16 protein-coding genes are annotated in these 16,257 nt (G+C 63.3%); 13 read left to right on the top strand and 3 right to left on the bottom strand.

Translation table 11 applies throughout. From position 1 onward, the window contains the following. Positions 1 to 28 precede the first annotated feature (28 nt). From sctJ to sctC, 8 genes are all read left to right on the top strand, one after another. Positions 29 to 787: a type III secretion system inner membrane ring lipoprotein SctJ gene (gene sctJ / locus H281_RS0125735; RefSeq protein ID WP_123282708.1), complete on the top strand. Its 759-nt coding sequence runs from the start codon at positions 29 to 31 to the stop codon at positions 785 to 787. Beyond that, positions 784 to 1,599: a type III secretion protein HrpB4 gene (locus H281_RS34855; protein ID WP_020070014.1), complete on the top strand. Its 816-nt coding sequence runs from the start codon at positions 784 to 786 to the stop codon at positions 1,597 to 1,599. Before sctJ ends, H281_RS34855 begins: the two co-directional genes overlap by 4 nt. Next, positions 1,584 to 2,363 (top strand): type III secretion system stator protein SctL, encoded by a 780-nt coding sequence (sctL, locus tag H281_RS0125725; RefSeq protein WP_020070013.1) that lies wholly within the window; start codon positions 1,584 to 1,586, stop codon positions 2,361 to 2,363. Before H281_RS34855 ends, sctL begins: the two co-directional genes overlap by 16 nt. Then, the gene (gene sctN / locus H281_RS0125720) at positions 2,360 to 3,754 is read left to right on the top strand and encodes a type III secretion system ATPase SctN (RefSeq protein WP_020070012.1); all 1,395 of its coding nucleotides are present in this window, start codon (positions 2,360 to 2,362) and stop codon (positions 3,752 to 3,754) included. Before sctL ends, sctN begins: the two co-directional genes overlap by 4 nt. Beyond that, a complete protein-coding gene (locus H281_RS0125715) occupies positions 3,751 to 4,245 on the top strand; it encodes a hypothetical protein (RefSeq protein ID WP_020070011.1) in 495 nt (164 codons plus the stop codon). Before sctN ends, H281_RS0125715 begins: the two co-directional genes overlap by 4 nt. Further along, positions 4,242 to 5,093 carry a type III secretion system export apparatus subunit SctT gene (gene sctT / locus H281_RS0125710; RefSeq protein WP_020070010.1) on the top strand — a complete coding sequence of 284 codons (852 nt, stop codon included), beginning with the start codon at positions 4,242 to 4,244 and terminating at the stop codon, positions 5,091 to 5,093. Before H281_RS0125715 ends, sctT begins: the two co-directional genes overlap by 4 nt. Positions 5,094 to 5,307: 214 nt before the next feature. Beyond that, the gene (locus H281_RS0125705; RefSeq protein ID WP_020070009.1) at positions 5,308 to 6,753 is read left to right on the top strand and encodes a helix-turn-helix transcriptional regulator; all 1,446 of its coding nucleotides are present in this window, start codon (positions 5,308 to 5,310) and stop codon (positions 6,751 to 6,753) included. Between the two features lie 52 nt (positions 6,754 to 6,805). Continuing rightward, on the top strand, positions 6,806 to 8,590 hold the full coding sequence (gene sctC / locus H281_RS0125700; RefSeq protein WP_027804950.1) for a type III secretion system outer membrane ring subunit SctC: 1,785 nt from the start codon (positions 6,806 to 6,808) through the stop codon (positions 8,588 to 8,590). A gap of 107 nt (positions 8,591 to 8,697) precedes the next feature. Here the strand turns inward: sctC and H281_RS0125695 are convergent, their stop codons facing one another. The 3 genes from H281_RS0125695 to H281_RS0125685 all read right to left on the bottom strand — a co-directional run bounded on the left by H281_RS0125695 (position 8,698) and on the right by H281_RS0125685 (position 10,014). After that, a complete protein-coding gene (locus tag H281_RS0125695; protein ID WP_033379681.1) occupies positions 8,698 to 9,129 on the bottom strand; it encodes an HrpB1 family type III secretion system apparatus protein in 432 nt (143 codons plus the stop codon). A 166-nt stretch (positions 9,130 to 9,295) separates the two neighbouring features. Next, a complete protein-coding gene (locus tag H281_RS0125690) occupies positions 9,296 to 9,778 on the bottom strand; it encodes a lytic transglycosylase domain-containing protein (RefSeq protein WP_020070006.1) in 483 nt (160 codons plus the stop codon). Positions 9,779 to 9,786: 8 nt separating this feature from the next. Beyond that, on the bottom strand, positions 9,787 to 10,014 hold the full coding sequence (locus H281_RS0125685; RefSeq protein WP_020070005.1) for a hypothetical protein: 228 nt from the start codon (positions 10,012 to 10,014) through the stop codon (positions 9,787 to 9,789). Between the two features lie 391 nt (positions 10,015 to 10,405). On the opposite strand from H281_RS0125685, the gene H281_RS37000 reads away from it, so the two are divergent. The 5 genes from H281_RS37000 to H281_RS0125655 all read left to right on the top strand — a co-directional run bounded on the left by H281_RS37000 (position 10,406) and on the right by H281_RS0125655 (position 16,130). Further along, positions 10,406 to 11,368 carry a phage tail tip lysozyme gene (locus tag H281_RS37000; RefSeq protein ID WP_164701946.1) on the top strand — a complete coding sequence of 321 codons (963 nt, stop codon included), beginning with the start codon at positions 10,406 to 10,408 and terminating at the stop codon, positions 11,366 to 11,368. Positions 11,369 to 11,464: 96 nt separating this feature from the next. Continuing rightward, entirely contained in the window at positions 11,465 to 11,707 is a 243-nt protein-coding gene (locus tag H281_RS0125670) for an anti-sigma factor family protein (protein ID WP_020070002.1), read from the top strand. Positions 11,708 to 11,733: 26 nt separating this feature from the next. Continuing rightward, positions 11,734 to 13,884, top strand: coding sequence for an HrpF/NolX family T3SS translocon protein (locus H281_RS34850; RefSeq protein WP_020070001.1), 2,151 nt, complete (start codon positions 11,734 to 11,736; stop codon positions 13,882 to 13,884). A 43-nt stretch (positions 13,885 to 13,927) separates the two neighbouring features. Continuing rightward, complete coding sequence (locus H281_RS0125660) at positions 13,928 to 15,271, top strand: hypothetical protein (RefSeq protein ID WP_020070000.1); 1,344 nt, start codon at positions 13,928 to 13,930, stop codon at positions 15,269 to 15,271. Positions 15,272 to 15,512: 241 nt separating this feature from the next. Then, positions 15,513 to 16,130, top strand: coding sequence for a superoxide dismutase (locus H281_RS0125655; protein WP_208459217.1), 618 nt, complete (start codon positions 15,513 to 15,515; stop codon positions 16,128 to 16,130). Positions 16,131 to 16,257 lie beyond the last annotated feature (127 nt).

Genomic DNA, 16,257 nt, shown 5'->3' with positions numbered 1-16,257 from the left:
GCACTACGCGCGCTGGCGCCGCGCGGCGATGGTCGTTTTGTGTGTTGCATGTGCGTTGCTCGCGGGTTGCAAGAAGGAGCTGTACGGCAATCTGAGCGAGCAGGACGTGAACGAAATGACGGTCGCGCTTCTGGAGCGCGGCGTGAGCGCGGAGAAGACCACGGCGGATGGCGGCAAGACCTACTCACTGCAAGTGAGCGACGACGACATGGTTCGTGCAATGGAAGTACTGCGCGACAACGGCCTGCCGCACAACAAGTTCGACGATCTGGGCAACCTGTTCAAGAAAGACGGTCTGGTTTCCACGCCGACCGAAGAACGCGTGCGGTTCATTTACGGCTTGTCGCAGGAACTGTCGGGCACTTTGTCCCGGATCGACGGCGTACTGGTGGCGCGTGTGCAGATCGTGATTCCGAACAACGATCCGCTCGCGCAGCAAGTGAAGCCGTCGTCGGCGTCGGTGTTCATCAAGTACCGGCCGGGTCTCGCGCTCAACTCGCTCGTGCCGCAGATCAAGAATCTGGTCGTGCATAGTGTGGAAGGCTTGTCGTACGAACAGGTCAGCGTGACCGGCGTGGCAGCCGATCAGGTCGATCTGAGCCGCCGCAGTGACACGCATGGTTCAGTCTGGCCGTGGGTTGCCGCGGGACTGCTCGTAGTCGTGCTGGTGGGCCTCGCGCTCGGCTTCGCGTTCCGCGACGCGTTGCAGCGGCGCTTCGGGCCGCTGTCGAATTTGACCGGTGCTTTGTCGCAGCGACTCGGCCGCAAGGACCGGCGCTCCGCATGAACATGCCGGCTTCGTATGTCGCCCCCCACGTCGCTTCCCGCGTCGCTTCCCGCGTCGCCTCCCATCTCGCGCCTCGCGCCGGCTTATTGCACGGCGGCCATCGCGGCCACGTTCGCCTCGGGCCGAACGCCGAACATCTGGCGGGCATGCTTGCTAGCTATGAGCAGAACTTGCGCATGGCGATTCGCTGGGTCCACGGTTCCTGGCTGACGCGCGCATTGGGTCTTGGCGAAGCTGACGCGCTTGCGTTGCGTGAACGTCTGCGACACGGTCCGTGCGAAGACGTATCGCTTGCGCTGATGCGCGCGTTGCCGTTTGCGCCGCCCTCGCTCGAACGGCTGATCGGCGTGCCGGCGGCGCGGCTCGATGCACTGCCGATCGAGCAAGGTCTTGCCGCGCTGTGCATCCGCGCGCTGCTGCTGCGGCGCGCGCAGGTGCGTCGTCTGATCGATAGAAACACGCGTGTGCGGCTCGCGCAATGGGCCGGATGTCCGCTCGATCGCATTACCGGCTCGACCGCTGCGGACACGCTTGCAGCGCCCGATCTGACGCGCGTGCTGGGCGCGGCGGCGGTGCCGTCGCTGGAGTCGCTCGAACATACGCAACTCGCGCTGGAGGGCTACGCATTGCTCGCGCGCGAGCCGCAAGCGGGCGACGTGCCCTGCGCGCTGCTGCGCTTCGCATTGCCGTACGACGCGCAGCACGCGGCGTGGCTCGGTGCCGTGCCCGCCGCGCTCGACGAAAGCGGAACAGGTGTTCTGCACGCGCGGCTTGCGGAGTTTTTGCCGGAGTATCCATGGTTATCTGGCTGAGTCATCCACGTATCGCGGATGCAACCGACGCGCTCGGCGAGACACGTTATGGCGTGAACGAGGACATTGTCGCGCGTGAGACGTTCGGCATGCTGGCGAGCGTCGACGATGTCTATGGGCGCGCCGAAGCCGAGCGCCAGGCGATTCTTGCCGCCGCGCAGGTTGAACGCGAGCAGCTATTGCAGGCAGCACGCGCGGAAGCCGCCGCGCTCGTGGCCGAAGCGGCGCGGGAACGCGCCGACGCGGCCGAGGCGGGTTATCGCGACGGCATGGCGCAAGGGCTCGCCGACTGGCTCCAGCAGGTCGCGAATGTCAGCAACGACGCTCACCGTCTACAGCGTCAACTCAGCAAGCGCATGGCCGAAATCGTGATGCTGGCGGTCGAGCAGATCGTCGGCGGGCAGGGTGCGCAGGCGTTGTTCGCGCAGGCGCTGGGTGCAGTGGACCGGATTGTCGAAGGCTCGACCTATCTGCGCGTGAGCGTGCATCCTGGCGATCTCGACGCCGCGCGCGCGGCGTTCGGCGATCTGGAGCGCCGTTGGCGCGAGCTGGGCCGTCCCGTTGCGTTGAGCGTACTCGGCGACAAGCGGCTCGCGCCCGGCAGCTGCACATGCGAGTCCGATGTCGGCATTGTCGATGCCGGCTTGTCGACGCAACTGGACACGCTGCGAGCGGCGGTCGAACGTGCGTTGCGGGCGTCGGTGGATGAATCCGTTGCGGCGCCCGCGCAAGCGTTACCGGTTGAAGAGGGTTGGAGCGCATGATCGAACTCGAAACACCTGCGCGCGACAAAGCCGCGGCCACGCACGACGGCCTGCTGGGCGGCGCCGGTTTGCGGCAACTGAGCGACGCGATCGAACGGGAGATTCTCGCGAGCGTGTCGATCCGCCAGGTCGGCAAGGTCGTGGAAGTGATCGGCACGCTGATCAAGGTCGCGGGCGTCGATCTGAAGCTCGGTGAACTGTGCGAACTGCGCGCGCCGGGCGGCCAGCTGATGCAACACGGTGAAGTGATCGGCTTCACGCGCGACTACGCGCTCGTCTCGCCGTTCTCGCGCCTGTCCGATGTGTCGCGCTCGACACAGGTGGTCGGCCTCGGCCGGCCGCTGTCGATCAAGGTAGGCGACAAACTGCTCGGCCGCGTGATCGACGCGCTTGGCGAGCCGATCGACGGACTCGGGCCGATCGACATCGACCGTTACCGGCCGATTTTCGCGGACCCGCCGAGCCCGATGAATCGCCGCATGATCGAGGCGTCGATGGCAACCGGCGTGCGCGTGATCGACGCCATGACGACGCTCGCCGAAGGTCAGCGCATGGGCATTTTCGCGCCGGCCGGCGTCGGCAAAAGCACTTTGCTCGGCATGCTCGCGCGCGGCGCGCAATGCGACATCAACGTGATCGCGCTGATCGGCGAACGTGGCCGCGAGGTGCGCGAATTCGTCGAGTTGATTCTCGGCCCCGAAGGCATGGCGCGCTCGGTCGTGGTGTGCGCGACGTCGGACCGTTCGTCGATCGAACGATCGAAGGCGGCTTATGTGGCGACCGCGATCGCCGAACACTTTCGCGACGAAGGCAAGCGTGTGTTGCTCATGATGGACTCGCTCACGCGTTTCGCGCGAGCCGGCCGGGAAATCGGGCTCGCGGCCGGCGAGCCGCCCGCGCGACGCGGCTTTCCGCCGTCGATTTTCGCCGAGCTGCCGCGCTTGCTGGAGCGCGCGGGTATGGGCGAGACGGGCTCGATCACGGCGCTCTACACCGTGCTCGCCGAGGACGATTCCGGCAGCGACCCGATTGCAGAGGAAGTGCGCGGCGTGCTCGACGGCCATCTGATTCTGTCGCGCGAGATCGCCGCGCAGAATCGCTATCCCGCCATCGACGTGCTCGGCAGTTTGTCGCGTGTGATGCCGCAGGTCGTGTCGCGCGAATTCATGGCGTCGTCGTCACGGTTGCGCAAGCTGCTGGCGAAACACCGCGAGGTCGAGATGCTGTTGCAGATCGGCGAATACCAGCCCGGCACGAATGCGCTTGCGGACGAAGCGATCGAAAAGATCGACGCACTGAAAGCGTTTCTCTCGCAAGCGACGGACTCCTACGCCGATCCCGCCGCAACGGAAGCAGCGTTGCACGAACTCGCGCAAGGGCAGGCGGTATGAGCGCGCAGCGGCAGATCACGGCACTCAAGCGGTCGGGCGCGCGGCGAAAACGGTTGGACGAAGCCTTGCGTAGCGCGCTCGCCCAGCGCCAGAACGAGCGCGCCGCGTGTTGCGCGCAAGCCGACGCGGCCGCACAACGGCACGCGGAGCTCGACGCCGTGGTGCGCATGTATCGTCAGCGCATCGCGGCGATGATGACCGGCGCCGAGCCGTTCTCGATAGACAACTTCACGTCGATCCGCCGTTATACGGAGACGGTCGAGGAACGGCTCGCGCACGCGCAGTCGGAACTGAACGAAGCGCGCGCCGCGATCGCCGCGAAAGATGAAGAGATCGCCGCCGCGCGGCGCGACATCGCGCAGAATCGCGGTCGCATCGACATGTGCGAGCAGCGCGTGAAAAAGCTCGAAGCGGTGCTGGATGGCATTGCCGCCGACGCCGAGGACGAAGAGACCGAAGAAATGGCGCTTGCGCGACTGGGCCGCAAATGAACGCGTATCTGCTCGAACACGGTTTGCAATTCTCGCAGTATCTGGCGGTGTGGGGCGTGTGCTCGCTGCGTCTGTTCGCGCTGATGACGCTGTTTCCGCCCACCTCCGACGGCGTGCTGCAAGGCGTCGTGCGCAACGGCGTCGCGCTCAGTTTCAGCATGTTCGTCGCGGCGGGTCAGCCGGACTCGTTTGGCGCGTCGCTCACCGGCCTGACTCTGCTGACAATCGGTCTGCGCGAAACCTTTATCGGCATCGCGATGGGCTTTGCGGCGTCGACGGTGTTCTGGGTCGCGGAAGGCGCGGGCAGCTATCTCGACAATCTCACCGGCTTTAACAGCGCGCAGTTGCAGAACCCGATGCTATCGCAGCAATCCACGCCTTCAGCCACGCTGCTCGGTCAGGTCGCGACGGTTGCGTTCTGGTCGCTCGGCGGCATGCAGTTTCTGCTGGAAGCGTTGTATGCGTCGTATAAGTGGTGGCCGGTTTCGGCGTCCATTCCGGCGTCCGTCAATGTGCTCGATGCATTCGTGATGCACCAGACCGACACGCTGATGCAAACAGTTGCCAAACTTGCGGCGCCGATGCTGCTCGTGCTGCTGCTGATCGACATGGGCGTGAACCTCGCGTCGAAATCGGCGCAGGAACTCGAACTCAGCGCGCTCAGCCAGCCGATCAAAGGCGCAGTGGCCGTGCTGATGATGGCCGTGTTCGCCGGCATCTTCGTGACGCAAGTGCGAGATCAGCTCGACCTGCGTCTGTTGAAAACCAGCCTCGAAGCGCTCGCTCGGGGCGAGACGAAAGCATCTGTGGATGCGCCCGCCACCGTACCTTCACGGCCGCTGCGGTAAAGCCGCGCTCGCGGCGACACGCCAATTCTCAACTATTTTTAATAATCACCGTTTTCCTCTGATTATTGAGAATTGGCGAATCCAGCTTTGTTAAATTGACCTCCGTTGTCGCAAGGCGCTGACGATTCCGCCGAAGTCCGGCGCGCAGACATTCAAGATGCCTAAGCATTTCCATGCCGCGACGTCCGCTTGAAAACCTGTTACGGAGCAAGCCATGTTTTCAACCTTTTACTTTCCTCTCGTATCCGTTCTCGCGTCGTCGGCGGCGCCGGCGGGTCTTTACGACATGATCGCCGGGGGCCGGATTCTGGCGGCGTCGACACAGATCTCGCGCCACGTCGAATCGTGCGACGAAGACATTCTGCCCGCATGGCTGCAATTGCAGGGCGACCTGAACATGACCTTCGGCATGGAACTCGACGCCGACGAATCGTTTCGCCAGGCACAGAAGAAAATGCGTGCATCGCGCTCGCAGATGCGAGCAGCGTCGTGCCGTAATGCGGGCTGGCAGGCGTTGTTCCGTCATCGGCTCGGTACGGCGATGGCGTGCTTCACACGCGTGGTCGAAGATACGGGCGGCGACGCTGCGCTGCGTCTCGAAGGTTTGTTCGGCACCTTCTGCGTGTTGTTCGATCTGGGCCGTTTGCGCGAAGCGGGTCTCGCGCTCGACGAACTCGAAAACCTTCTTACTAGCGACGCCGCGCAGTTTCACAACGTGGCCGGCTGGCACGATCTGATCGACACCGTGCGCTTCGATCTGACGACGCAAAGCGAACTGCGCTCGCACGCCGAGCTTGCCGACCACGGCTACTGGCAACCGGGGTTCGCGGGCGACGCGCAATGCTCGGTGGTGTCGGTGCCCGCCGCGCTGATGCGGCGTGCCGCAGCGGGCGTTAAAGCGCCGCTGCTGCGTGGACGCATTGAGTTTCTCGAGCAATTGCATGCGTTGGCCGAGGGCGGCCGCGACGCGGAGCGCACGCTCAACGAGCATCTGAACTGGGCCGCGGCGCAAGGATTGACGTCGTATCAGCGCGCAGCGCGTCTCGAGATGATGCTTGCGAGTCTCGCAGGCGGTGTGCCGCAACTCGCGGAGTCGATCATCAATCTGCTCAGTGCGGAGAGCCGCGGCTGGCAAGGGCATCGTCAACTGGAATATCTGTACGGTCTGGCAAAGCTGCGGCATTTGCAGGGCCGCAACGGCGAGTCGCTCACGCTCTACGCGCGTTATGCGGTGAACGCGCTGCGTTGCGTGCGCGACGAGGCCGGCGCGCTTGCGCAATACACGCAGCGCACCGCGCGTCCGCCGGAACAACTGGACGACATCGCCGCTCGCCTGCCGGCGAAATACCGGCGCGCGTATCGCTTTCTCGTCGCGAATCTCGAACGCAAGGATCTGTCGATACGCGAAATCGCGCTGGAGATCGGTGTCACCGATCGGGCGTTGCAAAGCACCTTCAAGAACAGCCTCGGCTCGACGCCGAGCGAAATCATCCGGCAGTTACGCATGCAGCGCATTCGCGCGGAACTGCAAGCCGCGAGCGGCAGCGAGCGCGGCATTCTGGAAGCCGCCAGCAAGTGGGGTGTGAGTAACCGCTCGACCCTCGTCAACGGATATCGGCGTCAATTCAACGAAGCACCTTCCGACACGCTCAATCGCTGAAATTGTGCGTCACGCCTGCACGTCATCTCAATCACCGACTTTCCACAACATCATGAAATCAAAACTAGGTCGCTGTGCAATCGGCGCGGCTTTGCTTCTCTGTCTCACTACCGCTCACGCTGCGCCAATCAAATGGCGGCCGGGGCTCGTGCAGATCTCGGTGGAAAGCAAGGACGTGAAGGACGTACTGAGCGATTTCGCGGCGAGCCAGGGCATCATCATTTCCATTGCGCCAAATATCCAGGGCACGGTGTCGGGCCGCTTCAACCTGCCGCCGCGCAAGTTCATCGACACGATGGCCGCGACCTTCGGTTTTGTGTGGTTCTACGACGGCAGCGTGCTGTCGATCAGCGCGGCCAACGACGTCTCCACGCGAGTCATCAACCTGGACTTCGCCGGAACCGAAAATCTGCGTCAGACGCTCAAGCAGATCGGCCTCGAAACCGACCGCTTTCCGATCGTGTACGACCCGGTTCAGGGCGTTGCCCTGGTGACCGGGCCGAGCCGGCTCTTGTCACTCGTGAGCGACGTGGCGGCGCGCATCGATCAGAACGCGAATCGACGCACCGGCAGCGAGGTCCGCGTGTATCCGCTGAAAAACGGTTGGGCCGACGATCATAAAGTGGTGATCGACGGCAAGACCGTGATCGTGCCTGGCGTGGCGAGCGTGCTGTCGAGCCTGTATCACCCGCAAAACGATAGCGACAAGAAGGGCAACTCACGTGGCGCGACGCCGGATGTGACGCCTTCGGTGCGACCCGTCGACGCGATGGCGGACGTGCGGGGCGGGACCTCCGGCGGCTCGCCGTATCCCGACAATGCGGGCGTCAATCCGCCGTTGCCGGGTCTGTTCGGCGCGCCGTTGCCGAGCGCGGCGGGGCCCGTCGGCGCGCCTTCGCAAGGCGCGCACAACGGCAACGACGCGAGCGGACGAGGCGCGCCGTCCACGGCCGCGCTACCCGACGGCGCGGGCTCGTTGCCGGTCATCATTGCGGACCCGCGCACGAACTCGGTGCTGGTGCGGGATCTGCCGCAACGTGTCGATCAGTACAAGCCGCTCATCGACCGGCTCGACGTGAAGCGCCGCATGATCGAGATCGAGGCGAACATCATTCAGATCAACGACAACGCGCTCAAGCAGATCGGCGTGGACTGGCGCGCTCACAACAGCCACGTCGACTTTCAGACGGGCAACGGCGTGACGAGTGCGAACAGCTTTAACGGCCAGTTGAATCCGACGTTCACGGGAACCGACGCGAACGGCAACACGATTGCCAACGTGACGCCGGCGGGCTTGTCGCTGACAGCGGTGGTGGGCGATGCGGGGCGTTATCTGCTCGCGCGCGTCAATGCGCTCGAACAGGACGATCTCGCGCGCGTCGACGCAAGCCCGAAGGTCGCGACGCTGGATAACGTCGAGGCGGTCATGGACAACAAAACGCGCTTCTTCGTGAAGGTAGCGGGGTTCACGTCGAGCGATCTGTTCAGCGTGTCGGTCGGCAATACGCTGCGGGTGCTGCCAATGGTCACCGACGACGAAGGCAAGACGCAAATCAAGTTGCAGGTGCATGTCGAGGACGGACAGATCGTGCCCGGACAAACCACCGACCAGATTCCTCAGATCGCCACCAGCGAAATCAACACGGAAGCCGTTGTGACGGAAGGGCAGAGTCTGCTGATTGCCGGATATCGGATCGATAACCAGACCAACGGCGAGTCGGGCGTGCCGGTCCTGTCGAAGATACCGTTTCTGGGCGGACTGTTTCGCTATCGGCAGAAACAGAATAGCCATATGGAACGGTTGGTATTGCTTTCGCCGCGCGTGATCGAATTCTGATCGAGTCCTGACCGAGTTCTGACCGAGTCCTGGTAACCGATGCAGGAACGAAACGCTGAATGCCGGTTGTGCGCGCTATGCGCCACACCGGCATTTTTCCCGGTGCTTCAGGCGTGCACGGCTTCGGTCACACGCTCGGCGAGAAGCGACGGGTGCGCGCCCGGCTCGATCGTCACGCCGAGAAACCGCCCGACGATAGCGATTGCTGTCTGATTGCCGCTCTCCAGAACCTGCGCGCCGAGACGCCGCCATTCGTCGTCGCGCAGCATGAAGAGACACAAGCCGTGCAACGCCGATACGATCGGCAAACCCGCGTGCCGGTCGCTCACCTGACGCAGCAGTTGCGCCGCTTCTCGCCAGTCCGTGCGGCTGATATGCAGACGCGCTTCGAGTACATCGGCGAGCGGCGAATCGGGCTGCCATGTTCGCAACGCGAGCAACATGTCGTCGAGATCGGCCTGCGCTCCGATGCGCATGCCGCCCGAAAATACGGATAGGAAAGCGTCGAGTGCGGTGGCGCTGCATTGAATGGTCGGCATGCTGGTTTCACAGAGAAGAAGGAACAAACGATTCGCGTGGTGCGTCCATTTGCATTGTGCGATGCGGCCCGCCGCGACAAGCGGACCGCGCGAAGCGTCGTGCTTTGCCACGAAGTGGGTCGCGTGCAACCGCGGCTTTAGCGCATGCTCGACGCATGACGGCACGTCAAGGCGCCGGCATTCCCGATGCCGCCGATACCGATGCCGATCCCATGCTCCAGCGTTCGACGATAGCGGCGATACGACGCGCGTAGTCGTCGCGTAATGCGGGCGTCGCCGAGTGATACGCGCCAACAGCGGCCCACGTATTGCCGTATTTGACGACCTGCCGGCGCAATTGCCATGCGGCGATGTAGACGTTCTTGCACGGCGTCATCAACGCTTCCTGACCGATTCCGTAGCGCGCTAACGCGCTCAGGTGGATCGAATTGATTTGCATGAGGCCATAGTCGATCGAGCCGTTTGCGTTCTTGTGAACCGCGTCCGCACGATAGTGTGATTCCTGCCAGGCGATTGCACGCAGGATAGTCGGATTGACGTGCTGATACGCGGCGGCTTCGTCGAAACAATCGGCATATGCGGGCGCCGCTGCAAACATGACGAGCGAACAAACGGCGGCGCCGGCAATGCGCGGTTTTAGAAGGCACATGGGCGGCGTTAATCCAGTTGCCCGCGTTCGCTTGCGGCGTGAGCGCGCTGCGCGCGTTCACTGCGTTGGCGATAGTCGTCGTGAATTGCCTGCTGACGGCGCGCGTCCTGCTGACGTTCTTCCCACAACCGCTCCTCGCGCAACCGTTCCTCGCGATGCCGCTCCGCCACGGCGTCGTACTGTGCATCGACACGCACGAACCCGGCGGCTGCTTGCGTCGAAACAGAAAACGTCATCAAGAGGGCTGCGCCGGTGAACAACAAAGCGCAATGGACGGCACAAGAGGCACAAGAGGCACAAGAAACACAAAATCGGCGAATGAACATGACAGCGTTGCTCAAGATGAGCGATTCACATGGAGAACTCCACCATACTCATTGCCAGCGTTCGCGCATGACGTAACGCGAAGCGGCACCACGGCAGCGCGAAGCGCGCGTCGCAAGTCGCTTAGGAGCGCCTCGGGCCGTCTCGAAGCAGGCGATTTTCAGATTGCGGGCGCGCAGGTTCGGCGCACTGCATGCGGCTTCGCACGCGCTACGCAACAGCGCGCGAGGGAAATCTATCTTGATGCAAACGCGGCGCTGTCGAGCGTCACGCGTCTGTCACTCATCGAGAGAAGAGAACGCCATGAATCCCATATCTACAGCGAGCGGTAATTACTTCGTCGGCACGTCGACAAACAGATTGCCCAATGCCGACAACGATCGTTCGCACGGCTCGGACGTCAGCAATCTGCTGCGCGATATCGCCAACCTGCTCGACGGCGGCAATTCCGCGAGCAGTGCGGGCAGCAACGGCGCGGGCCAGGATGGCCGGGTCAACGACGTCGCGAAGTTCATGCAGGATCTGCTCGCATTGCTCAAGCAAAGCGACGACGCTCAGGATCAGGGTTCGGGCATGGCGGGGACCGGCGGGCATCACGGCGGGCATCACGTATTGGCAGGGCTTGGCGCTGCGCATGGAGGCGCCGCAGGCCAGGCCGGGGCTTCAGCGCCCGCGGCTTCCGGCGGTGCGTCGTCTGCTGCGCCTGCCGCTGATTCCGCCGCGAGCGCAGCAGGTGCAGCGGGTGCATCGTCGAATGGCGGCAGCACCGGTCTCAGCACTGCGCCGCAAACCACCGCGAACACGCCTGCACAAAGCAAGCAGGTTGCTGACGCCTACATGGCCAATTTGCAGAAAGACTTCGGCCTGACGAAGGACCAGGCGGCCGGCGTCGTCGCGAATCTGTGGCATGAGAGCGGGGGTATGAACTCCGGCATCAACCAGGGCGGCGCGATCGGCAAGCCGAGCGGCAACATGGCCGACGACAACGCCAACGGCTACGGAATCGCGCAGTGGGGCGGCTCGCGCAAGCAAGGTCTGCTCGACTTCGCGGCAAGCCAGAAGCCGCCGCTCGATCCGTCGAGCCAGGCCGCCAACTACGGCTTCCTCAAGCAGGAACTGGAAACGACACAACGCGGCGCGATCGACGCGGTGAAGAACGCGAAGACGCCGCAAGCCGCGACCGAGGCGTTCTCCGACGCGTTCGAACATCCAAGCGATCCGCAGATGGCGTCGCGGCTTGCGAATCTGTCGACGATTCTGGCGTAACGTTCTCGCCGCGCGGCAACGCAGTCGGGACGGCAGCGGGGCTGAACGGCCGGCGCCTGTCAATCCCGCTATTTCGGTCCGACCTGGAACGGCGCTATGTATGCAAGTGAGTTGCTGCTGATGTCTTATCTGGACGGCCAATTGTCCGCGGACGCTTCATACGCGTTCGAAATCACGCTGCAACTGCGCCCCGCGCTTCAGACGCGGGCGGCGGCGCTGCGAAGACAGTATGAAGCGTTGCAGGCGGCTTTTGCACGCCAGCATCTGCCGCCAATGTCCGCGAACGTCGCGCGGCGAATCGAACTGCTTGTTCGCGGTGCGGGCAAGTCCGGCCAATAACCCGAAATCATCAAGGAAAGCTAACAATGAATATGCGCGTACTGACGCAGACCACGCCGCTGCAGACCAACACCGCGAGCGATGTCGGCACGCCCGAAGCGGCGGCGCTGAGAAACGGCGCGCCGGCCGACACGCAGGACGCTGGTTCGGCGGAAATGCAGGCATTGTTCAGCGCGATGCTGACGGGTTTGAAGCATGCGTCGTCGGCTGGAGGCAAGGCGCCGGGCGCCCCTGACGGCCAGACCGTGCCGCGCGGACTCGTGCTGCGCAATCTCGCGCAAGCGAGCGGCGCTCAGCCGAATGCGAGCGGACCCATGTTGCGCAACACGATGCAACCGGCGGACGGTCAGCGCGCCGACGCTGCCGGCGAAGACAGCGGCGCGGCCGCGCCGGTCGCCGCGCAGCCCGAGCCCGCCAATACAGCGGCGGCCGATGCCGACGCGAGCGCGTCCCCGGCATCGCCCGCACCCACGCCTGAAGAACAGCAGGCTCAGCAACTCGCCCAACAGCGCTCGAACACGTTGAGCGTGCTCGACGCGCACTCGAAGGAACTGGGCACGATGAGCTTCTCCGATCTCGACAAGAAGATCGACGATCCGAAGACGCCGCCCGACCTGAAGCAGGCGCTGCAATCGCTGAAGAACGATCCCGACTTGCAGAAGCAACTCGACGGCGCGTTGAACGGCAAGTCGGACGGCAAGTTCATCGCAGGCGACATAAAGCGCACACTCGCGGACCAGCAACTGGCCGCGTCGCCGGATCGTGCAAACGCGCTCAACGTGTTGCAGCGTCACGAGGGCGAACTCGGCACGCTCAAGTTCTCCGATCTCGACAAGAAGATCAACGATCCGAAAACGCCGCCCGATCTGAAGGCGGCATTGCAAACGGTAAAGAACGATCCCGGCTTGCAGCAGATGCTGGACTCGGGCAAGAACGGCAAGACGGACGGCAAGTTCAGTGGCGGCGACGTGAAAGCGCTTTCGAACTCGCCCACGTTGATCGCGATGAACCAGAAGCAGGCCAGTTCGTTCGAGAAGAACTACATTCCGTCGGACGACACCAGCGGCGCGAAGCAGGGCCGCCCCATGACCGCTAACGACGCCGAGCGCGAGCTGTACCGCTATTCCGACAACCTGCCCGACCCGGTGACGAAGGACTCGTTGCAGCAGATCGTCGACGGAACGGGCAGCGAGGGAAAGCGCCCGCCTCAAGTGATCGCGGCTGCCCAGTATTACCTCGATCATCCGGACGACTGGCAGAAGCTCGCAGGCAACGCCGACGGCAAGGTCAAACGCGGCAAGCTGGAAGACGCGATTTCATCGAACGTCGAATTGAATGCAGACGAAACCGCCACCGTGAAAACAATGCAGGCGAATTCCGACGCGTTCTTCAAGGACGGGAACCTGACGCGGGACAAGCTCAAGACCTTGTCGAACGATCCGAACCCCGACGTCGCGAAAGCCGCGAAGCAGCTGCTCAACGATCCGATGCTGTTCGGCATGATGGACAACGCGCTGCACGGCAATAGCGGCTCGTTTTTCCACGCCGCCGACGACGGCAAGATTTCGAAAAAGGACTTCGACAAATTCACCTCGACGATGAACAAAACGCCCGCGCCGACCTACGCGACTCAGGCGCCGTCGAGCGCGGAGGACGCGAGCGCGATCGCCGCGATGCAGGACGGCGAAGCCGACCAGCCGGACACGAAGGCAAAGAAGGGCGGCCAGTTCCAGGACTTCCTGCACGGACTCCTCACGATCGCCTCGAAGATCGAGGGTGTTGTGTCGAAGGTGCTCGGCGTGATCGCCGATCTCAAGATTCCGCTTATCAGCCAGCTGGCGGCAGCGGGCTCGGTTGGCGCGCAGGCGCTTTCGAGCGGCTACGAACTCGCCGACACCGCGCTCGAAGGCGGCGACATGAAGCAGGCCGGCATCAAGGCCGGCTTCGATGTGGGCGGCGCGGCCCTCGGCGCGCTGACCGTGCCGGGTGCGGGCACGGCGCTCAAGGGTGCGGAGTCGGCGGCACTGAACGCGGCGTATCAGGCCAACAAAGGTGTGATCAACAAAACGGCCGCGAAGGAAGCGGGTAAGCAGATCGCGAAGGACGGCGCGAAGGAAGTTGCCGGAACCGAGTACGACGATCACAAGGACGATTTGAATCTTCCGGGCGCGGCCTGATAGCAGCGATGCACCGCGAGATCACGCGGATTGGAGAAAGACGATGCTGAAAGGGATTCCCCTGGATCACAGGGTGCCCGACGGGCGGGCGAACAGTAGCGAGACCACTAATGCGAACGCTAATGCGACCGGTGAGGTGACGGATAAAGCGGCCGGTGACAGAGCGCTTGCGCAGTCGTCAGGAACGAAGCCGCGCAGTGCGCGCGAGCCGTCGGCGGCGCTGGCAAATTTGCCGGATAAAAGCAACGGGTCACCTGGGCCGCTTAAAGTACGGACGTCGAAGAGCGCCGCTTCGGCGTCGAAGTCCGGGCCGCGCATCGAGCCCGACGACAACGCGCAGTTGCTCCACGAGCAGATAACCGGCGCTGTGAAGTCCGGCGGACTTCGTGCGTGGAGCTTGCAGACCCAGGGCGGCGCCCCGAAGGTCGCGCCAGAAGACGTTGCGGAGCAGTGGAAATACTCGAGGAATGACTCCGATAGTCAACGGACTTCGACGCGACTCGCGGGCTTCATTCTGGACGGGAATCCGAAGTTGCACGGAACCGAGTTGCAGGCCGTTGCGTCCCGTGCGAGCAATCGCATTGTGATGTCGATGAACAATGGCGAAGCGAACGAGAAGCTCCAGAGGCGTTACGGCGATGCAGCCAGGCTCAGGGACCATCTCGGCGAATTCATTGCCGAAAAACTTCGTACTGCGCCGCAAAGCGGCGCTTCGCCGTCGCTCAATACAGACGACAAGCTGCGCCGCGCGCAGAAGCTGTTCAACTGGCTCGGCGAAAATCCCGATGTCGTCCTGACCGTGACCGACAACCCGTCCCGGCACCACGCCGAGATCAGTGTGAGGCTGACGATCGAAAAGCACTATCCCGAGATGTTGAAGGAAGGTCGCGCCGCGGGTTCCAAGCCGCCGTGCCTTGGTTGCGTCTTGTGGTTCAACGACCGCGACGAGCTGACGGAATATCAGGACGAAGAGCAAAAGGTCCCGGCAGGTCCGCTGTTTCTCACGCCCGATAGTGGCCTGCGCACGCAGTTCGCGACACACGGGGTCGAGCCGATGGGTGCTGTGACGCCTGCTGTCATCGGCAAGGTCGCGGACACCGTCAAGCGCCAGGTGTCGGGTCTGAAGCTCGACATACGTCCGGTAACGAGTGGCAGAACCGACAACATCCCGCGCTCGCCGACAGACGACGAACCGGACACGGCGGATTACACGAAGGCGTTCGAATTCGGCAAGCCGCTCTTCGAGCAGAAGCTCGCCGTGAAGCAGAAGCTCCATGCGAAGCAGAAGCGCGTTTTGAATCAGCGGAACGACGCGAAGCAGAAGACCGAAGCGAAGCAGCAGAGCGACGCGCCGCAAGGCTCCCAATCGTCCCAATCGTCCCGTTAGAAGCGGGCAAATAATTCCCCGCCGCGATGGAATAGCCAGATAGCGTGGAATGTTGTGTGAGTGCGGCGGACATCATGAGCGCCGCGCCACATTACTGGGGATTTCAAACATGCTCAAATCGTCTTTGTCGCGCCGTCGTCTGATGGCAACCGGATCGCTGGCGTCAGTCGGTGTGCTGCTTTCGAAGATGTCATTCGGCGCGAGCACGCAGGCCGCTACAACGGCTGCAAGCTCGCGTGGGGTGCCGGCGTATCTCGGCGCGTCGCCGCAAACTCTGCCGCCGTTGCCGTGGGCGGACAACGCGCTCGAACCGGTTATCTCGGCACGTACGATCGGGATTCACTACGGCAAACATCATCGTGCGTACTTCGACAATCTGCACAAGCTGCTGGCCGGCACGCCGCTCGCCAATGCGTCGCTCGAAGAACTGATCATGCAGTCGCACGATCAGCCGGCGCTCGTCGACGTGTTCAACAACGCAGCGCAGGCGTGGAATCACAATTTCTACTGGAACTCGCTCAGTCCGGATGCGAGCGCGCCGAGCGAGAAGCTGCAGGCGGCGATCCAGCGCAAGTTCGGCTCCACGGAAGCGTTGACCAAAGCATTGGTGGCCACTTCGGCGTCGCAATTCGGCAGCGGCTGGGGATGGCTGGTGGTCGATCGAGGCGAACTCGCGGTGGTGAAGACGAGCAATGCGGAAACCCCGTTCACGCGCGGTCAGGCGCCGCTGCTGACGGTGGATGTGTGGGAGCACGCCTATTACCTCGATTATCAGAATCGCCGGCCGGATTACCTGGTCGCGACCGTGTCGCGTCATTTGAACTGGGCGTTTGCTTCGGCGAATCTGGATCGGGTTTGATTCCAGCGCTTCAGCCCGTTCATTGAGATTCAGACCGCACATCGCCGCAATGGCGGTGTGCGTCGGGAAGTGCCTGCTGTATGGCGTTTTATCTGGAATGGATGCCCCACGAGCTTGGGCACATACC

Source organism: Paraburkholderia caledonica (assembly GCF_000383275.1).
Classification (GTDB): Bacteria; Pseudomonadota; Gammaproteobacteria; order Burkholderiales; family Burkholderiaceae; genus Paraburkholderia; species Paraburkholderia caledonica.
This window is presented reverse-complemented; position numbering and strand designations above follow the sequence as displayed.